15 protein-coding genes are annotated in these 18,164 nt (G+C 67.8%); 11 read left to right on the top strand and 4 right to left on the bottom strand.

All coding sequences use genetic code 11. The annotated features are described in order from the left end of the window. The 11 genes from eccCa (at position 1) to eccA (ending at position 15,296) form a co-directional block, all read left to right on the top strand. On the top strand, positions 1–4,140 hold the full coding sequence (gene eccCa / locus ACKY0X_RS00280) for a type VII secretion protein EccCa (protein ID WP_409427841.1): 4,140 nt from the start codon (positions 1–3) through the stop codon (positions 4,138–4,140). A gap of 112 nt (positions 4,141–4,252) precedes the next feature. Continuing rightward, the gene (locus tag ACKY0X_RS00275) at positions 4,253–4,555 is read left to right on the top strand and encodes a PE domain-containing protein (RefSeq protein ID WP_065041723.1); all 303 of its coding nucleotides are present in this window, start codon (positions 4,253–4,255) and stop codon (positions 4,553–4,555) included. A gap of 3 nt (positions 4,556–4,558) precedes the next feature. Further along, on the top strand, positions 4,559–5,743 hold the full coding sequence (locus tag ACKY0X_RS00270; protein ID WP_409427840.1) for a PPE family protein: 1,185 nt from the start codon (positions 4,559–4,561) through the stop codon (positions 5,741–5,743). Positions 5,744–5,858: 115 nt separating this feature from the next. After that, the gene (locus ACKY0X_RS00265; protein ID WP_065041725.1) at positions 5,859–6,176 is read left to right on the top strand and encodes a WXG100 family type VII secretion target; all 318 of its coding nucleotides are present in this window, start codon (positions 5,859–5,861) and stop codon (positions 6,174–6,176) included. Positions 6,177–6,212: 36 nt separating this feature from the next. Next, positions 6,213–6,506 carry a WXG100 family type VII secretion target gene (locus tag ACKY0X_RS00260; protein WP_065041726.1) on the top strand — a complete coding sequence of 98 codons (294 nt, stop codon included), beginning with the start codon at positions 6,213–6,215 and terminating at the stop codon, positions 6,504–6,506. Positions 6,507–6,610: 104 nt separating this feature from the next. Further along, the gene (locus ACKY0X_RS00255) at positions 6,611–7,459 is read left to right on the top strand and encodes an ESX secretion-associated protein EspG (protein ID WP_409427839.1); all 849 of its coding nucleotides are present in this window, start codon (positions 6,611–6,613) and stop codon (positions 7,457–7,459) included. Positions 7,460–7,553: 94 nt separating this feature from the next. Next, positions 7,554–8,570 (top strand): MinD/ParA family protein, encoded by a 1,017-nt coding sequence (locus ACKY0X_RS00250; RefSeq protein ID WP_105295449.1) that lies wholly within the window; start codon positions 7,554–7,556, stop codon positions 8,568–8,570. 5 nt (positions 8,571–8,575) lie between these two features. Then, a complete protein-coding gene (gene eccD, locus ACKY0X_RS00245) occupies positions 8,576–10,174 on the top strand; it encodes a type VII secretion integral membrane protein EccD (protein ID WP_409427838.1) in 1,599 nt (532 codons plus the stop codon). Between the two features lie 38 nt (positions 10,175–10,212). Then, entirely contained in the window at positions 10,213–11,838 is a 1,626-nt protein-coding gene (gene mycP, locus ACKY0X_RS00240) for a type VII secretion-associated serine protease mycosin (RefSeq protein WP_409429752.1), read from the top strand. Next, a complete protein-coding gene (gene eccE, locus ACKY0X_RS00235) occupies positions 11,835–13,394 on the top strand; it encodes a type VII secretion protein EccE (protein WP_409427837.1) in 1,560 nt (519 codons plus the stop codon). Before mycP ends, eccE begins: the two co-directional genes overlap by 4 nt. Before the next feature lie 102 nt (positions 13,395–13,496). Beyond that, a complete protein-coding gene (gene eccA / locus ACKY0X_RS00230) occupies positions 13,497–15,296 on the top strand; it encodes a type VII secretion AAA-ATPase EccA (RefSeq protein WP_409429751.1) in 1,800 nt (599 codons plus the stop codon). A 14-nt stretch (positions 15,297–15,310) separates the two neighbouring features. On the opposite strand, the gene ACKY0X_RS00225 is transcribed toward eccA, so the two are convergent. The 4 genes from ACKY0X_RS00225 to ACKY0X_RS00210 form a co-directional block, all read right to left on the bottom strand. Further along, positions 15,311–15,628, bottom strand: coding sequence for a DUF2710 family protein (locus ACKY0X_RS00225; protein WP_409427836.1), 318 nt, complete (start codon positions 15,626–15,628; stop codon positions 15,311–15,313). 50 nt (positions 15,629–15,678) lie between these two features. Further along, the gene (locus tag ACKY0X_RS00220) at positions 15,679–17,232 is read right to left on the bottom strand and encodes a DUF5631 domain-containing protein (RefSeq protein ID WP_409427835.1); all 1,554 of its coding nucleotides are present in this window, start codon (positions 17,230–17,232) and stop codon (positions 15,679–15,681) included. Positions 17,233–17,533: 301 nt separating this feature from the next. Beyond that, entirely contained in the window at positions 17,534–17,848 is a 315-nt protein-coding gene (locus tag ACKY0X_RS00215) for a DUF2694 family protein (RefSeq protein WP_409427834.1), read from the bottom strand. Next, positions 17,845–18,162, bottom strand: coding sequence for a type VII secretion target (locus tag ACKY0X_RS00210; protein WP_409427833.1), 318 nt, complete (start codon positions 18,160–18,162; stop codon positions 17,845–17,847). Before ACKY0X_RS00210 ends, ACKY0X_RS00215 begins: the two co-directional genes overlap by 4 nt. Between the last annotated feature and the right edge of the window lie 2 nt (positions 18,163–18,164).

The following is an 18,164-nucleotide window of genomic DNA, read 5'->3' as shown; positions in this document are numbered from 1 at the left end:
ATGTCAAAGCGCGCATTCGTTCCGGTCCGTCTTCAGGTGCCCGAGCCCAAGCCGGTGCGGGTCGCGCCGCGCGCGCCGGACGCCCTTCCCGAACGCGAGCCACGCAACCTGTGGGTGATGATCGGCATGCCTGCGCTGATCGTCGCGCTGATCGGCACCATCGTCATGCTCTACGTGTCCGGGGTGCGCAGCTTGGGTTCGGGCATGTTCCCGATGGTGGGCATGGCAGGCCTGGGCATGTTGATGTTCTCCGGGCGATTCGGGCGGGCCCGCAAGATCAGCTGGGGCGAGCAGGAAAAGAATCGGCGCAGCTATCTGCGCTCCCTGGACGGCGAGCGCGACGAGATCCAGAAGGCGGTCTGCGCCCAGCGCAATTCCCAGGAGTTGGTGCACTCCAACCCGCAGGACTTGGGCGCGGTGATCGGCGGTCCGCAGATGTGGGAACGTCGCCGCTCCGACCCGGACTTCCTGGATGTGCGGGTGGGCGTCGGCGTACAGCATGCCCCCGACTCGGTGTTGTCGGTGCAGTGGCCGGAGATCCCGATCGACGAGGAGCTGGAGCCCGTCACCGGCCAGGCGTTGCGTGACTTCATCCTCGAACAACGCAAGATCCGCGACATCGCGAAAGTGGTTAACCTGCGGTCCCGCCCGGGCTTCAGCTTCGTCGGCGAGGACCTCGACGGGGTCCGCTCGTTGCTGCGTTCGATGCTGAGTGGGATGGCGGTGTTTCACAATCCACTGGACGTCAAGTTGATGGTGGTGACCCGACACCCCGAGCTGTGGTCGTGGATGGTCTGGCTCCCGCACAATCAGCACGACGAGCTGTTCGACGCCTGCGGGTGGCGGCGCCTGGTGTTCACCAGCCCCTCCGAACTCGAGGCGACGCTCGGCGCCGACCTGCACATGAAAGGCAAACGCGGCGCCTGGCGGCCGCCGTCAGCTCCGAGTCCCACCACTATGGGCTCGGCATTGGAGACCGGCACTGACAGCCACGATCTGGGTCCGCATTGGGTGATCGTCGACGACAACACCGGCAGCCCCGAGGCCTGGGAGAGCGTCGTCGGGCGCGTCGGCAAGGAAGGCATCACGGTGTTGCGGGTCGCCTCCCGGCTCGGCAACGGTGTCGGGTTCGCCCGCGACGAGATCTTCGAGGTGACCGGCAATCCATCACGGCCCATGCTGCGCGCCGGCGGCAAGTTCTTCGCCCACGCCGATCAACTGTCGGTGCCGCGGGCCTACCGCTACGCGCGGGCGATGGCGCGCTGGTCGCCGACGGCCAGCGTCGACGTCGCCGACGCGGGCAGCGGCGCACTGGAACTGTTGCGCGCGCTGGGAATCGACGACGCGCGCGAGCTCAACGTCGACCGGCTGTGGGCCGAGCGGCGCAGCCGCGGCGACGAGCGCTGGGCTGAGATCCCGGTCGGCGCCAAGCCCAACGGCGAATTGCAGAACGTCGTGCTGCGCGCAAAAGACTTCGGCGGCTTCGGTTTCCACTCCGTGGTGATCGGCACCAGCGGCTCGGGGAAATCGGAGTTCTTCCTGTCGCTGGTGTACGGCATCGCGCTGACGCACTCGCCGGAGACCTTCAACGTGATCTTCGTGGACATGAAGTTCGAGTCCGCGGCCCAGGACATCCTCGGCATCCCGCACGTGTCGGCGGCCCTATCCAACCTCGGGAAGGACGAGCGACACCTCGCCGAACGGATGCGCCGGGCCATCGACGGTGAGATCGCCCGGCGCTACCGCCTGTTCAACTCCGTCGGCGCGCGCGACGCCAACGACTACGAGGAGATCCGGCTGGCCGGTCGGGACCTGGAGCCGGTGCCGATCCTGCTGGTGGTGATCGACGAATACCTGGAGCTGTTCCAGAACCATCCGAAGTGGATCGACCTGATCATCCACATCGGTCAGGAAGGCCGCGGCGCCAACGTCTTCTTCATGCTCGGCGGGCAGCGCCTGGACCTGTCGTCGCTACAGAAAGTCAAGTCCAACATCGCCTTCCGGGTCGCACTGCGCGCCGAGTCCGGTGACGACAGCCGCGAGGTTATCGGCTCGGACGCCGCCTATCACCTGCCGTCGAAAGAGAACGGCTTCGGCCTGTTGAAGGTCGGCCCGCGCGACCTGGACCCGTTCCGCTGCTTCTACCTGTCGGCGCCGTTCGTCGTCCCCAAGCGCAAGTCGTCGACGGGCAAGACCCTCGACATGACCTTGACCAAGCCGCGGCTCTACACCTGGCAGTACCAGCCGCTGGACGAGGCGGACGCCCAAGCGCTGCAGGATATGTCGGCCACCGACGCCGAACCCGACGAGTTCCTTCTGCACGCCGACGGCTTCAAGAAAAAGAAGATCGTCGACGTGCTGCGCGAGTCCCTGATCGCCGCCGACCGCAAGGCACCGCACCTGCCGTGGCTGCCCCCGTTGGAGATCTCCGAGTCGGTCGATGAGCTGGTGGCTCGCTACCGGGGCAAGCCGTGGGACGTCGACTACGGCCGCAACCCCGGGCTGGTGTGGCCGCTGGCCGTCAAAGACATCCCCGAGGACGCCCAGCAGCTGGTTCACTGCGTCGACGTGTTGCGTAGCAACGTGATGGTGGTCGGCGCCAAGAGCCGCGGCAAGACGACGACGCTGATGACGCTGATGTGTTCGGCGGCGCTGATGTACTCCCCGGCGCGGTTAACGTTCTTCTGCGTCGGCGGCGCCACGCTGGGCTACGCCGAAACCCTGCCGCATGTGGCCGACATCGTCTCACCAGCCGACCGCGAGGGCGTGGAGCGCACCGTTGCGACCATGGCCGCGCTGATCAGCGCCCGCCAAGACACCTTCCGCCGCGACAAGATCGACATCAACGAGTTCCGGGAGCGACGCTTCGGTTCCGGCAGCGATAGCCTCGCGGGCACCGATCCCAATGACCCGTATGGCGACGTGTTCCTGGTCATCGACGACTTCTCCGACCTCTACGCCGCCGACACCATGCTCGGCGACCGGATCATCGCGCTCAGTGGTGTCGGTCCCGAGTACGGCGTGCACCTGATGACCAGTGCTTCCGGCTGGATTCACGGCCAGCGCCAGACGCTGCTGCAGAACTCCGACGTGCGCATCCAGTTGCGGCTGCAGAACCCCGGTGAGAACGAAATGGGCACGGCGTCTCTGGATGCCCGCGATGCCGCCAAGCGCACCGTGAACCGGCCCGGTTTCGGTCTGACCGAGTCGCTGCACGAGATGCTCATCGGGGTGCCGGAGCTGGCCGCCGAGGACGGCGCCCGGATCGGAACCCGAGAACTGGGGGCGCGGGTCGCCGAGGTCGCGGGCGTGACCAAGCACGCCACGCTCAAGCGGCTGCCGCCCGCGGTAGCGCTGTCGGAGATCCTGGCCTACGACGTGGCACAGCGTCCGCCCGCCCAGACCGCCCCGTCGATCGCGTTCATGATCGGCGAGCAGCACGATCTGCTGCCGGTGCCGCTGATGCTGTCCGAACATCCCGGGATGATGATTCTGGGGCGGGCACTATGCGGCAAGAGCGCCACCCTGGCCGCAATCGGTGAAGCGGTGATGGCGCGGTTCAGCCCGCAGGAAGCCCAGATCACCATCGTCGACCCCAAGACCGGACCGCTGCGCGACCTGCAGGGCGCCGGCTACGTCAATGCCTACGCCTACGACCAGGACGAGATCGACGAGGTGCTGACCACGTTGGCTCAGCAGGTTCTGCTGCCCCGGCTGCCTGCCAAGGGCCTGAGCCAGGAGGAGCTGCGCGCGCTCAAGCCCTGGGAAGGGCCGCGCCATTTCGTGTTGGTCGATGACGTGCAGGATCTGCGTCCGGCGCAGATCCATCCGGCCAAGCCCCCGGTGGGCGCGGCGTTGTGGAAGCTGATGGAGCGGGGCCGCCAGATCGGGCTGCACGTGTTCGCCACCAGGAACTCGTCCAACTTCGGCCAGCTGGAGATGGATCCCTGGGTTAAGACGCAACGCGCCGCCAAAGTGCCCACTTTGTTCATGGACAACGACCCACAGAACAAGGTCAATCGGATGGTGCGGGCACAGGCGTTGCCCGCGGGCCGGGGATTACTGGTCAACGATTCCGAAGTGGAAGGTGTGCTGGTCGGAGTGCCCTCGTCGATGATCCACGATTTCGAGCAGCAATAACCGGTATTTACATCATGAAGTGACGGCGGCCCCATATCGGTTTACGATCGACTCCGACCTGCCAACGTCGGCATATCAGCGATGAGGCTGATGAGGCATAGGGGAGGAATTTATGTTCTCTGTAGAACCGGAAGCAGTCCTGGCGTCATCGGGTGTCGAAGCGGGAATCACCGCTGAAACGGAGGCGGCCGCCTCCGCGGCCAGCCCGGCCCTGCTGGGCGTGCTGCCGATGGGTAACGACCCCGACTCCATCGCGTTCCAGGCCGCCCTGCTGGCATCCGGATCCGAATACCTGGGCATCGTCGCCGAGCATTCGGCGCAGCGCGGCCTGTTCTCCGGCGCGCAGGCCACCGCCTCGGGTGTGTACGGCGCCACCGAGGCGCTGCGAGCCGCCACCGTCGCACTCGGCGGCTAATCAGTGGCCGACCCGGGGTGGGCCGCCCGCACACCGGAGACCAACGACATGTTGCTCAGATCCGGCGCGGGCGTAGCGACCATGCTGACCAACGGGGCGGCATGGACGTCGTTGGGTGTGGCCCACCACGCGTCGGGAATCGCCTCGGCGGTCAACACGGCCTTGACGTCGATCGGTTGGATCGGCGCCGGATCGGAGGGATCGGTTCTCAACGCGACCCTGCTGAACGTGGCCCTGCACGGGCTGGCGGGCTGGGTGGATGTCAAGGCGCCGATCGTCGCGGCGGCGGTCGAGGCCTACCAGCTGGCCTACGGCAGCATGCGTACCACTCAGGAGTGCGAGGAGAACCGGGTCGAGACGGCCACCGACTACGGGATCAATCCGTCGGTACTGGGGGCGTTGACGCCGCGCATCACGTCGCTCGAATTCGAGTACTACGGCCTGTTCTGGCCCAATAACGCCGCGGTGGGCGCGTCCTACGGGGCGGTGCTGACCGCGCTCATCTCCAGCCTGACGGTGCCGGCACCGGTGGCCGGGATGGGCGCTTCACCCGCGGCTCCGGCGGCGGCGGCCAGCGCGGTCGGCGAAGCAGCATCGCAGGCTGCGGCCGGCGGTGCCATGCGCGCGGCCTACACCGGTACGTCCACGGCAAGTAATGCCGCCGGCCAGGGCGCCAACGCCGCCCAGGGCATGGGCTCGCAGATGAGTTCGATGCTGGGACCGGTCCAGCAGATCGGCTCGACGCTCATGCAAGCGCCGCAGTCGCTGATGCAGATGCCCCAGTCGATGATGAGCCCGATGCAGTCCCTGATGGGCATGTTCATGAACCCGAGCATGCTGGGCGGCGCTCTCAATCCGGCGGGAGCAGGCGGCATGCCGGCCACGGCGATGCTGGCCAATGCGACGTCCGCCCCCGGCGCGGGGGGCTTCGGGGGCGGCGGAGCGGGCGCGCCGGTATCAGCGTTCACCCGGCCCGTGAGCGCTTTCGAGTCCGGCGGCGGCCGTCCGGTCGGGTTGCGGCCCAGCGGCGCGCTGGGCTCCGTCGAGTCCCAGCGGGTGACGACCACCAGCGCCGGTGGCATGGGTGGCATGCCCATGGCCCACGGCGCGGGGGCAGGCGGAAAAGGCCAGGGCGACCGGTCCTCCGACCGGACCAACACGGTGCGAGTTGTCGACGACCGGGCGTGACCTGGGCGTTTGCTGAATACAGGGTGAATCGACACATCCGAGAGGAGCCAATACACTACCGCCAGCTACATCCCGCCGAACCCGGGGGGGTTGTTCTACAACCGAGGAGGAACCGATGGCAGCCATTGTCGTCACGCCCGAACTGATGCGGAACACCGCGTCGAAGTTGTCGCAGCACATCGAACACGCGCAGGCGATCGCCAACCAGTACCTGGCCGACCACGAGAACATCCTGGGTGCTGGGACGTGGGACGGTGGCGGCTCCAAGGCCTCGTACGCCACCGCCGCGCAGATCCACGAAGACATGCAGAAGGTCCTCACCGGTGGCCACCGCCTGACCGAGGGCCTCAACCAGGCCGCTGCCCTGATGGAGTCTCACGAGTCCCACTCCGAGCACGCCTTCCACTCGCTCTTCGGCGGACAGTCCGCCTAACCCCCGACCCCCGTACTCGAAAGGACAACGATCCCCATGGCAGACAGTGGCGGTATCACTTACAACCCCGGGCCCGTCTCCGACCACGCCCACAGTGTGGTCAGCAGCGCCGGCACCCTCGACCAGATCCACCAGGACTCCCACCAGCTCACCCAGATGCTGACCGAGTACTTCGCCGGCCACGGCGCCACCGGCTTCTTCGAAGCCCAGGCCCAGATGCTGTCCGGCCTGCAGGGCCTGATCGAGACCATCGGACAGCACGGCTCCACCATCGGCTCCGTGCTGGAAGGCGCCATTTCGACCGACCAGACGATCCAGTCGCTTTTCTGATCGACCCCGATCGTCACCGAGGTGGGGTGTCTGCGCGACCGGCGCAGATGCCCCATTTCGTGTGTCAGGCCGACTACCGCAACCACAGGTGAGACGAGGGTGACGTGCTGACTACGACGCTCGACGGGCTGTGGGTGCTGCAGGCGGTCACCGGGATCGAGACGCTCTGTCCCGAACTGGGTCTTCGTCCCCTGCTGCCCCGCCTGGACACCGCCGAGCGGGCGCTGCGGCACCCGATCGCCGAGGAACTCACCGCGATCGGCGTGCTCGATGACCAGGGCGAAGTGGACTCGATGGTCCGGGAATGGCTGACGGTGATCATGCGGCGCGACATCGCGCTGATGCTGAACCTGCATTTCCCCGGCCGTCCCACCGGCGATCCCCAGCACATGACCCGCGTCTCGATCAGCCGGTTCGCCTCCTGGTGGGTGGTGCTCGAACGCCACGACCAAGAGGTGCGGCTCTATCCCGCCGGCAGCGCCACCGACCAGGCGGCCGCGGGCGATCTGCTGGTCGGCCAGATCGAGCGGTTGTGCGGCGTCACCGAGGCCGCCAAGCTGCGACCGGTCACCCTGGACACCAAGGAGCTACTCGAGCGGGTCCGCGACCAGGACAGTCTGCGGAGGTACCTGGCGGCACAGCGGCTCGACATCGACCAGCAGCAGATCGTGGCGCTGGCCGCCGACCCGGAGCTGTCCGGGCAGGCCAACATCGTCGCGATCCAGCCGGGTGCCGGCCCCGAGGAACTGGCGCGGATGGCGATCGCGGACACGGCGGTGCTGATCTCGGACACTCCGTCGGGCCGCGTCTGCGTGGAGAACATCGACAACGGTGGCCGCCGCTACCAGATCGTCTCCCCCGGTACGCGTGCCGACGTCGCCAACGCCATCCTGCGGCTCATCGCTCGACTTCCCGCCGGTGCGGACTGGCATTCACATCGGCGCGTTGTATGACAGTGAATTCACATCTTCACCATTACCGTGCATTACCGTCCCCCATCAGAAACGTTGCAAACACGGAATCAGCAGCCGTGTTAACATCACGCACGTGACGAGCCCATGGAATAGCCAGAATATGCCTGACGAAGGCTCATCCGGGCGATGGGATCCGGCATCCAGCCACCGCTACCGGGATTCCGTATCGGACTCCATGCGCATTTCCGACCTGGCGACACCGCGCAAGATTCCGCCCGGATCGGGCTGGCGGAAACTGATCTATGTCGCGTCGGCGAAAGTTATTAATCCCGGCGAATCCCCGCGCGAACGTCATTACCGTGATTTGCGCAATAGAATTCGTCGGCACATCCGGCGTCAGTACGTGATCACGTTGGTGTCCGGAAAAGGCGGCACTGGTGTGACGACGATGACCGCCGCTATCGGCAGCGTGTTCCGGGAATGCCGACCGGAAAATGTGATCGCGATTGACGCCGTGCCGGGCTTCGGGACCCTGTCCGATCGCATCGACGAGCACCCGCCCGGCGACTACTCGGCCGTTTTGAGCGACACCGACGTGCAGGGATATTCCGATATCCGCGAGCACCTCGGGCAAAACGCCGTCGGCCTGGATGTCCTGGCCGGTAACCGCACCTCGGATCAGCTGCGTCCGCTCGTCCCGGCCATGTTCAGCGGAGTGTTGTCACGACTGCGGCGAACCCACAACGTGATCCTGGTCGACACCTCCTCAGACCTGGAGCACCCGGTCATGAAGCCGGTGTTGGAGAACACCGACACGCTGGTCTTCGTCTCCGGCATCACCGCGGACCAGTCCCGCCCGGTGTTGCGGGCGGTGGACTACCTGGCCTCGCAGGGCTACCACGAGCTGGTGTCGCGGTCCACGGTGATCTTGAACCACTCCGCACCGGGTGAAGACAGCGCCGCGGTGGCCTATCTGACCGAACGGTTCAGCAAAACCGGCGCCACCGTGGAGGTCATGCCGCATGACGCCCATCTGGCAAAGGGCGGAATCATCGACGTCCACAACGAGGTGAAGAAGAAGACCCGGCTGCGGTTATTTGAAATAACCGCCGGTCTGGCCGACAAGTTCGTGCCCGACACCGAAAGGTAAGCACGGTGACTTCTCCGACACCAGCTAAAGTCGCGTTTCCGGCACGCTGTGCGGTGAGTCTCGCCTACGACAAACACCTCGTGTCCCAGGTCTTCCCGGCCGGTATTCCGGTGGAGGAATTCTTCGAGGGAATGGTCGAGCTACTCGACGAGGATCTGCGGCACCACGGTTTCGACGGAGTGGCTCTCCCCCCGGGCAGTTACGAGCTGCACAAGGTCAACGGGGTCCGGCTGGACATCACTCGCAGCCTCGACGACCTGGGCGTACAGGACGGCGACACCCTGGTTCTAGTCCCGGCGGTGGGCGGCGACTCGTTCGAGCCGCAGTACGAGTCGCTGTCGAGCGCGCTGGCCGCGACGGCCCGCCGGCTCGGCGCGCAACCCGAGATCAAGTGCCAGGAGTGTGGGCACAAGGCCGACGAGCAGACCGTGACACGGCTGCTCAACGTCAAAGTCGATCGGATGTTCGCCCCGGTCACCGCGTTGACCGCCGCACACACCGCGCTCGGGCTGATGGCCATGGCGGTGGTCGTACTGTCGACGCTCGCGGTTCGGGCCCGGACGTTCAGCGACAGTTGGCCGCCCGCGGCGGTCCTGGCCGGCCTCGGCGCACTGCTGGCATTGGGTGCCACGGTGATCCGGCGGAATTGGCCGGCACGCGACGACTTGTTCAGCGGATTCGGCTGGCTGGCAGTACTCGCCCTGTCCTGCGCAGCATTGTGCGCGGCACCCGGTGCCCTGGGTGCGCCACACCTGTTGATCGGGGTGACGGTGCTGGCGTTGGGCGCGATCGGGCTGAGCGTGCTGCTGCGTTCGCAGACCGCGGTGGCCACCGCGATCGTCACCGCCGCGGGGGTCGGCGGGGCGGTGGCGGCAGCGCGGATGTGGCATCCGGTATCGCCGCAGGTGATCGGCATCTGCATGCTGTTGGGGCTGCTGATCCTGTTACGCATGTCGCCGACGATCGCGCTGTGGGTTGCCCGGGTGCGGCCGCCGTACTTCGGTTCGATCACCGGGCGGGACCTGTTCGCGCGGCGCGCCAACATGCCGATCGACACGGTCTCCCCGGTCAGTCCGGAGGACGGCGAGGACGACGAGGACGATCTGGTCGACATCTCGGCGCGCGGCGCCGCGATCGCGGCCTCGGCACGGTTGATCAACGCGGTCCAGGTCGGGATGTGTGTCGCGATCGCCACGGCGCTGCCCATCGCGGTCTGGATGGTGTTGGAACCGGGCGGCGCCCGGCCACGTGGTGCGCTAACGCTGTGCGGTCTGGTGGCGGGCCTGTTCATCACCCAGGGCCGCGGGTTCGCCGGCCGCGTCCAAGCGATCGCCCTGGTGGGCGGGGCGTGCGCGGCCGTGCTCACCGGAATCGTCAAATACGCGCTGGCGTACCCCGGCGACACCGCCGGCGGGTTCTTGTGGCCCGCCGCCGCCATCGCGATCTTCACCGGCCTCGGGGTGGCCGCCGGCCTGCTGGTCCCCGAGACCAAGTTCGTGCCCTGGATCCGGCTGGCCGTCGAATGGCTCGAAGTACTGGCGTTCATTGTGGTGGGGGTGCTTGGCGCTTGGCTGGGAGGACTGTTCGTGTGGGTGCGCAACTGAACCCCGTGCGCGCCCGCGGGGCAGCGGTCGCCTTGGTGATGCTGTTGGTGAGCCTGTCGAGCAGCCCGCCGCTGGCGCAGGCCATCGAGCCGCCGTCCGTCGATCCGGCTCTGGTGCCGGCGGACGGGGTGCCCGGGCCGGATCAGCCGATGCGCCGCTCGAATTCGTGCAGTATGCCGATCACCGTCAGCAACCCCGATGTGGCCCAGCTGGCACCGGGATTCGACATGCTGGGGATCGCCGCGGCGTGGCAGTACTCCACCGGCAACGGCGTGCCGGTGGCGGTCATCGACACCGGAGTCACACCCAACCCCCGGCTGCCGGCGATCGCCGGCGGCGACTACATCATGGGCGGCGCGGAGGGCCTGGGCGGTCTGCAGGACTGCGATGCGCACGGCACCATCGCCGCGTCGATCATCGCCGCGGCCCCGCTGGGCGTGCTGCCGATGCCCCGCCCGATGCCGGAAGTCCCGGCGTTCCCCCCGCCGGCCGGTCCGCCGCCAAGCATCGGCGAACCACTGCCGCCGGCCGATGTGCCCGGCCCACCGGCCCCGCCGCCGATCCCGGCTCCGGTGACCATCACCCAGGTGGCACCGCCACCCCCACCGCCGCCGCCCCCACCGCCGGAGGGTGCCGTGGCACCGGCCTCGGGGCCGGCCGATCCGCAGACCGAGGACGAGCCGGCGGTCCCCCCGCCGCCGCCCGGCGCCCCCGACGGTGTCGTCGGGGTGGCCCCGCACGCCACCGTCATCTCGATCCGCCAGTCGTCGCGGGCGTTCGAACCGGTCAACCCGCAACGGTTCAGCTACGACGACGAGCGGGTCAAGGCGGGCACGCTGGCCACGCTGGCCAAGGCCGTCGTCCACGCGGCCGACATGGGCGCCAAGGTCATCAATATCTCGGTGACGTCCTGCGTTCAGGTGGCGGCCGGACTCGACCAGCAGGTGCTGGGGGCGGCTCTCTGGTACGCGGCGACGGTCAAGGACGCGGTGATCGTCGCGGCCGCCGGCAATGTCGGCGAAGCCGGCTGCGCCGATAACCCGATGTTCGACCCGCTGAACCCGAGCGACCCACGTGACTGGAACCAGGTCAAGGTGATCTCGAGCCCGTCGTGGTTCTCCGATTACGTCTTGTCCGTGGGCGGCGTGGACGCCACCGGGGCACCGATCGACAAGAGCATGGCCGGCCCCTGGGTGGGGGTGGCCGCCCCGGCCACCCACGTGATGGGCCTATCCCCGCAGGGCGGTGTGCCGGTCAACGCCTACCCGCCGATTCGAGTGGGCGAGAAGAACATGCCGTTCTGGGGCACCAGCTTCTCGGCCGCCTACGTCAGCGGCGTGGCCGCCCTGGTGCGGGCGAAATACCCTCAGCTCACCGCACATCAGGTCATCAACCGGATCATGCAGACCGCACACAATCCGCCCGCGGGCGTCGACAACCGGGTCGGCTACGGATTAGTCGACCCGGTGGCGGCGCTGACGTTCAACGTGCCGGCGGGTGACCCGCTGGCACCAGGCTCGCAGCAGCGGGTGATCACCCCGGCACCACCGCCGCCGCCGCCGGACCATCGGGCCCGCACCGTTGCCCTGGCATTCCTCGGCGTGATCGCCGCGACCGTTCTGGCCGCCGCGATCACCGCGCGGATCCGGAGGGCCACCAAGTGAGCCAGAACCGGGTCCGGCTGACCGGGTTCCCGCCGTCGAGCAACCGGCGGCTGCTCTGCGCGACGACGGTCGCCCTGTGCGGTCTGGCGGGCTGGGCGCTGGGCGGGCTGATCGGTGTCGCGGTGGCGGTCGTGCTGGCGGTGCTGGTGGTGCTGGTGCCGTGGTGGGGGCAGCCGGCGTGGTCGTGGGCACTGCTGTGGTTGCGACGCCCCGCAAAGGCGGCCTGGAGCGAGCCGATCACGGTGGCCAACAACCGCGCCGGCGGCGGCGTCCGCATCCAGGGCGGTGTGGCGGTGGTGGCAGTCCACCTGCTGGGCCGGGCGCATGCGGCCACCGTGGCCACCGGATCGGTGAACGTGGAGACCGACAACGTCGTGGACGTCGCCGAGCTGCTGCCGATGCTGCGGCACGCACTCGGGTTGGTCCTGGAATCCATGAGCGTGATCAGCATCGGAGCCCGCCGGGCCACCACCGGCGACTACCCCCGGGTCTACGACACCGAGATCGGCACCCCGCCCTACGCCGGTCAGCGGGAGACCTGGCTGCTGCTGAGACTGCGGGTCATCGACAACACCGCGGCGCTGCGGTGGCGCACCACGTTGGGTGCCACCGCGGTCGCCGTCGCGCAACGGATTGCCGGCCTGCTGCGTTGCGAGGGCCTGCGCGCCCGGGTGGCCACCGCCAGCGACCTGGTCGAATTGGATCGGCGCCTCGGCGGTGGTTCGCTGCTGGCCGGCGCCGAGCGCTGGAAGACGCTGCGCACCGAGGGCGGCTGGGTGACGACCTATGCCTATCCGGCCCGCGACATCAGTGCCCAGCTGCTGGCGCAGGCGTGGACCCTGCCGGTCGATGAGGTGATCCAGAATGTCACGGTGTTCCCGGACGGGATGTGTACGGCCACCGTGACCCTGCAGACACCGCAGCCTGCCCCGACTCCCCCGTCGGTGGTGCTGCACCGGCTCAACGGGGAGCAGGCCGCCGCGCTGGAGGCCAACATGTGCGCTCCCCGCCCGCAGCTGCGCGGTCTGCGGCCCGGCCGGTTGCCGGCCAGCCTGCCCATCGAGATCGGTCCGTCGGGAGTCCTGATCGGCAAGCTGGCCAACGGCGACCGGCTGATGGTGCCGCTGACCGACTCCGGCGAGTTGAGCCGCGTCTTCATCGCCGCCGAGGACCTGATCGCCAAGCGCATCGTCATTCGGGCCGCGGGTGCCGGCGAACGGGTCTGCGTGCACACCCGGGACAAGGCCCGCTGGGCCAGCGTCCGAATGCCCGAAGTGGCTGTGGTCGGCGAATCCCGGCCGACGCCGCGCACCACCGTCAGCGTGGTGGACGGGCCGATAGCGCCGTCGCCGCGGCCGGCCACCGTGATCACCGTGGCACCCCCCGGGACACCGCCGCCACCACCGGATGCAGTCGAGGTGAGTATCGAGCAGATCGACCGGAACGCGGTACGGGTTGCGGCCGCCGGGAAATCGTGGCTGGCTACGGTGGAGTTGTTCCGGGCGGAAAACCGGTACTGCAGCCCGGAGGCGCTGGCGCCGATGTCGTCGCGATGACACCGCATCGCATTGGTTGTCAGCCGGAGACCCTGGACGCGCGACAGAGGACGACAGACATTGAGTGACTTGCTGGCGGCCCGTCGACACTTCGACCGGGCCATGGTGAGCATGGACGGGCGCTACGGCTCCCCCGACGCGTTAGCCGACTTCGTCGCCGCTACCGAGGCCGATCCCTCCATGGCCGACGCCTGGCTGGGCCGTATCGCCTGCGGCGACACCGAGCTGGACACGCTCAAGCGTCTCTACGCAAACAGCGACTGGCTGCACAAGGAGACCACCCGGCTGGGCAGGCACCTGGCCGCCCAGATCCCGCTGGGACCGTATCTGTCGATCACGGTGACCGACGCCTCGCACGTGGGTCTGGCCCTGGCATCGGCGCTGACCGTCGCCGGTGAATACGAGCGTGCCGACGCCCTGCTGGCCGACAAAGCCCTGCTCGACAGTTGGATCAACTATCAGTGGCATCAGCTCGGCCGCGCCTACCTGATGTTTGTCACCCAGCGCTGGCCGGATCTGCTGACCGTCGCCGCCGAGGAACTCCCCGACCGGGCGATCGTCATGCCCGCGGTCACCGCATCGGTGTGTGCCCTGGCCGGCTATGCCGCCGCGCACCTGGGCCAGGGCCGGGTGGCACTGGATTGGCTGGACCGCGTCGACATCACCGGGCAGACGCGCTCCTCGGAGCGATTCCCGGCAGGCGTGCTCACCGCGTCGATCAACCCCAGCGAGATCCCGTTGCTGGCTGCGGATCTGGCCTATCTGCGCGGCATGGTGCACCGCCAGCTCGGCGAGGAGGACAAGGCGCAGGTCTGGTTGTCCAAGGCGGCTATCAACGGTGTGCTGACCGAGCCGGCCAAGGCCGCGCTGGCCGAACCGAATCTGCGTCTGGTGGTCACCGAGGAACAGATCATCGACAGTCGCAGCGACCGTTGGGATGCCGGTTCGGCGAAGAGTCGCGCGGAACTCGACGAGCACAACGCGCTGGACCGCCGCGCTGAGCTGTTGGAGCAGGGTCGTGCCGAGCTGGAGAGGCAGGTCGGCCTGGCCGAGGTCAAGCGCGCGGTCAAGGCGTTGGAGGACCAGCTCGAAATCCGTGCCATGCGACTCGAGCACGGCCTTCCCGTGGAAGGCCAGACCAACCACATGCTGCTGGTCGGTCCCCCCGGCACCGGTAAAACCACCACCGCCGAGGCGTTGGGGAAGATCTACGCCGGCATGGGTATCGTGCGCAACCCGGAGATCACCGAGGTCCGCCGTTCGGACTTCTGCGGCGAGCACATCGGATCGTCCGGGCCCAAGACCAATGAGCTGATCGAAAAGGCGTTGGGCGGAATCCTTTTCATGGATGAGTTCTATTCGCTGGTGGAACGTCACCAGGACGGGACTCCGGACATGATCGGCATGGAGGCCGTTAACCAGCTGCTGATCGCGCTGGAGAAGCACCGCTTCGACTTCTGCTTCCTCGCCGCCGGCTACGAAGACCAGGTCGATGAATTCCTGACCGTCAACCCCGGTCTGGCCAGCCGGTTCAACCGCAAGATCCGGTTCGAGTCCTACACCCCCGAAGAGATCGTCGAGATCGGTGAGCGCTACGGTTCCAGTCGCGCCACTGTACTGAATCCCGAAGCACGCCAACGCTTCCTAGCGATGGTAACCACGATCCGCGGCTACGTCAGCCCACGCGGCGAGCACGGCATCAACGTCATGCACAACGGCCGGTTCGCCCGCAACGTGATCGAGGAGGCGGAACTGGCCCGCGACACTCGGGTGGCTGCCCAGAAACGGGCCGGGCAGCCGGTGACGATCGACGACCTCAAGACCATCACCGCCGTCGACATCGACTCGGCGGTGCGCGCCGTGTGCGACACCAAACGTGAGATGGCCGCCCTGAACTGGTAGGACTGCGGCCGCTGTCAGGCCGGGCTGATGCCGTAACGGGTCTCGAAGTCGGACTGGGCTTCCTCGCGCAATGCGGTGAACACCCGATTGAGCCGATCCGCCAACTCGCTGTGGGTGTAATCGCTGACCACGCACGGGTGTAGCGTCAGCTCGAGCAGCCGGCCGTCGGCGTTGGCCACGGCACGAACGTCGCCGAGATCGACACTGTAGGTTGTGTTCTCGGCCTCGGCGACCAGCGCTTCCCACTTCTCGGCGGCCTCACGCAGATCCCGCAACACGGACTCCACGAGGTCCTTGTCGCTGAGTTCCGCGCGGCTCTCCGCCCCCGACATTGGCTAAGTATGTCCAGCCGGTATGAACAGCGTCAATTCATCGATGCCCGTTAAATCTGTGAATCCCACGGGCCCGTGGGCGGTGCGGTGAGCGTCTGAAACCAGCTGTAGTGGTAGTTAGCCGAAACGGTGTCTCCGGTCGCCATACCCTCGGAGGCGGCCAACAGCATGCAGTTCAGCACCAAGGCAATGTCGGAGTCGGGATACTGCGCCAACAGCTGGTAGCGCATGGTGTCCAGATGCACACGCAGCAAGTCGATTTCGGCGTCGACCACCCCGGTTCCGGCGGCGCCTGCCTTCACCAGGGTGTTGGCCATCCGCGGCAGTCCTTCGCGCCAATGCGTGGCCTCGCTGAGTCGCCAGCCGAGATCGTCGATGGGCTCCAGCTCGCGGGGCGCTACCGAGGTCTCGGTGACCGCGAAATCACTGGCCCAACCGAGACGGTCGCCGGGACTGTAGCTGGCCGACTCCGTCGGGTTGCCCAGCATCTCGGTGGCGCTGCCATTGCGGCGGCCGGGTTCGAGCAGTTGCACCCCCTCGGGCAGCTCGATCCCGGACGGGACCCATCCGTGGGCGATGTCGGTGACCAGGCGCGTGGTGCCGTCGGCAAAGGCGCCGATCGCCCAGCGCAGTCCGGGTTCTTGGCGGGCGACGAAGGCCAGTAGGCGCTGGAGTCGCTGCTCGTCGGACTCGGCGACCATCGGCGCGACGGGCGCCGGCGCGACGGGTTCGGGTTCGGGTTCCGGTTCGGGTTCGGGTTGAGCCGCCGCAGGTGGTCGCGGGGCGGGGGGAGCCGGCTCGACCGGCGGCGCCACGACCGGCTCGTCGACCGCTTCGGTCCGGAAGGCGGGCGTGCGCGGCTGCTGGTCCTCGAGGCTGTCGATCACGGTCGGCCACGGGGCGAATAGCTCCGCCAGACGCTCCGGCTCCCATACCTCCGGCGTCGCGGGCACTTCGACGACCTGCGCTGCCTGCGGCGGCGTCTCGGAAGGCTCAGAAGTCACCGCAGCCGGCGGCACAGCCACCGGTGGCGGATCCAGTGGTGCCATCTCAGGCACGCCGGCAGCGCCGGATTTCGGCAGCCGATGCCGGGCCCGCTGGGCGGGTTTCTCCGAAGACTGCTCGGGCGGTTCGGGCGAGCGAGGCGCCGCGACGGGCTCGGCCGGGACCTCGGCGGGCCGCGACACCGGAGCCGGCGCCGGGACCGGGGCCGGAGCCGCGTTGAGACTGATGTACTCGCCGCCGAAGTCCAGGGCTTCCTTGTGGAGTTGGCGCACCGTCGACTCCACCCGGAGGACGGCGAAAGCTCTGGCGACGTTGATAACCCGGGTCTCCGCGGCCTGGCGTGCCGGACCGGTCAGATCTGATCGACTGATGGCGTGGAGCTTCTCGTTGGCCGAATGCGCGATGCGCTGCAGATCGGCATTGAGGTAGTCGGCGAGCGGGGCGGTCTCCGGGGTGATCGTCGCCAGCTCGGCGGGCCACAGTCCGCCGAGCACCCAGGAACTACAGTCGACCGGAGCGCTGAAGGCCGGGATCGTCAGTGATTCCCGGGCCGCGTTCCGGAGGCGCTGGCGCGCCGACCGCCGACCGAAGAGTGCCACCGCGCAAGCGTACCGTTGCCGTCCCGGCACTCTGATCCGAATTCGGCCGTCACCGGGACGCGTCGCCGACGGCACTCGGGCAACCTTCCACAGCCACTGCGCGCGGTGAATTGTCAGCCCCTGGGGCGGTCGGTAGCGTGCAAATCGTGGCTGATGTCGGGTCTCCGAGCACGGGTTGTGCAGCGCAGTTAAGCGAGGTTCTCGCGTTGCTAGAGCGGGCCCGAAAGCTGTTCGGCGACACGGTGGTTGATCCCCCCGCCGACATCGCGCCCAACGCAGATGCTGCCGGAAGGTGGGTGCTTTAGCCGCGGGTGTCCGCGCCTGGGTGCAATTTGTGGGCCAGCAGCCGCTCGGTAGCCAACCGCAGATCGTCAGTGGTGGGCACCGCGGCCGAGGGCACGTGCCCGGTCGTGACGATCTCTCCCCGGATCTCCAACGCCGCCTTGAGAAACGAGACGTCCGCGGCCAGCACGATCGCCTCCGCAAGGCGGTGCACGTCGGTGTCCATCACCGCCTCAGTGAGCACCACACTGTGCAGATAGCCGCCACGGCACGACCGGAAAAGCACATCCCCACTGGGGTGGATCGTGTCGAAAGCCGGATTCGGCTCAGTCATCGGTGCCCATCGGTGAGGTGCCCGAAGGCGTTGGCGGCATCGTCTTCATTCTTGTTCCACATCGCCACCGCACGGTGCAGATTGTCCGAGACAGTCGAATGTTCAGTCGACTGGTCGTCGTAGCAGTCCTTGCGTGCGTCGAGCAGCGAACCGGCCGCCTGGCGAAAATCGCCGTAGATCGGACCAAGCGAATTCAGGGTCGCCTGGATCCCCTCGTGTGAGGCCGCGACGGTGGACAGGTAGTCCGACGCCGCTTGATGGTTCCCAGCCGCGTTGGTCAGAACGTCCTGGTTGACGTGGATCTTCTCGGGCATGT

Source organism: Mycobacterium sp. SMC-11 (genome assembly GCF_046250095.1).
Classification (GTDB): domain Bacteria; phylum Actinomycetota; class Actinomycetes; order Mycobacteriales; family Mycobacteriaceae; genus Mycobacterium; species Mycobacterium heraklionense_A.
The sequence above is the reverse complement of the archived record's forward strand: the minus strand, read 5'-3'. Positions and strand labels throughout refer to the sequence as shown.

Bases quoted from the DNA above. Each gene is read 5' to 3' on its own strand.
- eccCa (WP_409427841.1), top strand. From the start codon at position 1: ATGTCAAAGCGCGCATTCGTTCCGGTCCGTCTTCAGGTGCCCGAGCCC.
- ACKY0X_RS00275 (WP_065041723.1), top strand. From the start codon at position 4,253: ATGTTCTCTGTAGAACCGGAAGCAGTCCTGGCGTCATCGGGTGTCGAA.
- ACKY0X_RS00265 (WP_065041725.1), top strand. From the start codon at position 5,859: ATGGCAGCCATTGTCGTCACGCCCGAACTGATGCGGAACACCGCGTCG.
- ACKY0X_RS00260 (WP_065041726.1), top strand. From the start codon at position 6,213: ATGGCAGACAGTGGCGGTATCACTTACAACCCCGGGCCCGTCTCCGAC.
- mycP (WP_409429752.1), top strand. From the start codon at position 10,213: ATGCTGTTGGTGAGCCTGTCGAGCAGCCCGCCGCTGGCGCAGGCCATC.
- eccA (WP_409429751.1), top strand. From the start codon at position 13,497: ATGGTGAGCATGGACGGGCGCTACGGCTCCCCCGACGCGTTAGCCGAC.
- ACKY0X_RS00225 (WP_409427836.1), bottom strand. From the start codon at position 15,628: ATGTCGGGGGCGGAGAGCCGCGCGGAACTCAGCGACAAGGACCTCGTG.
- ACKY0X_RS00215 (WP_409427834.1), bottom strand. From the start codon at position 17,848: ATGACTGAGCCGAATCCGGCTTTCGACACGATCCACCCCAGTGGGGAT.
- ACKY0X_RS00210 (WP_409427833.1), bottom strand. From the start codon at position 18,162: ATGCCCGAGAAGATCCACGTCAACCAGGACGTTCTGACCAACGCGGCT.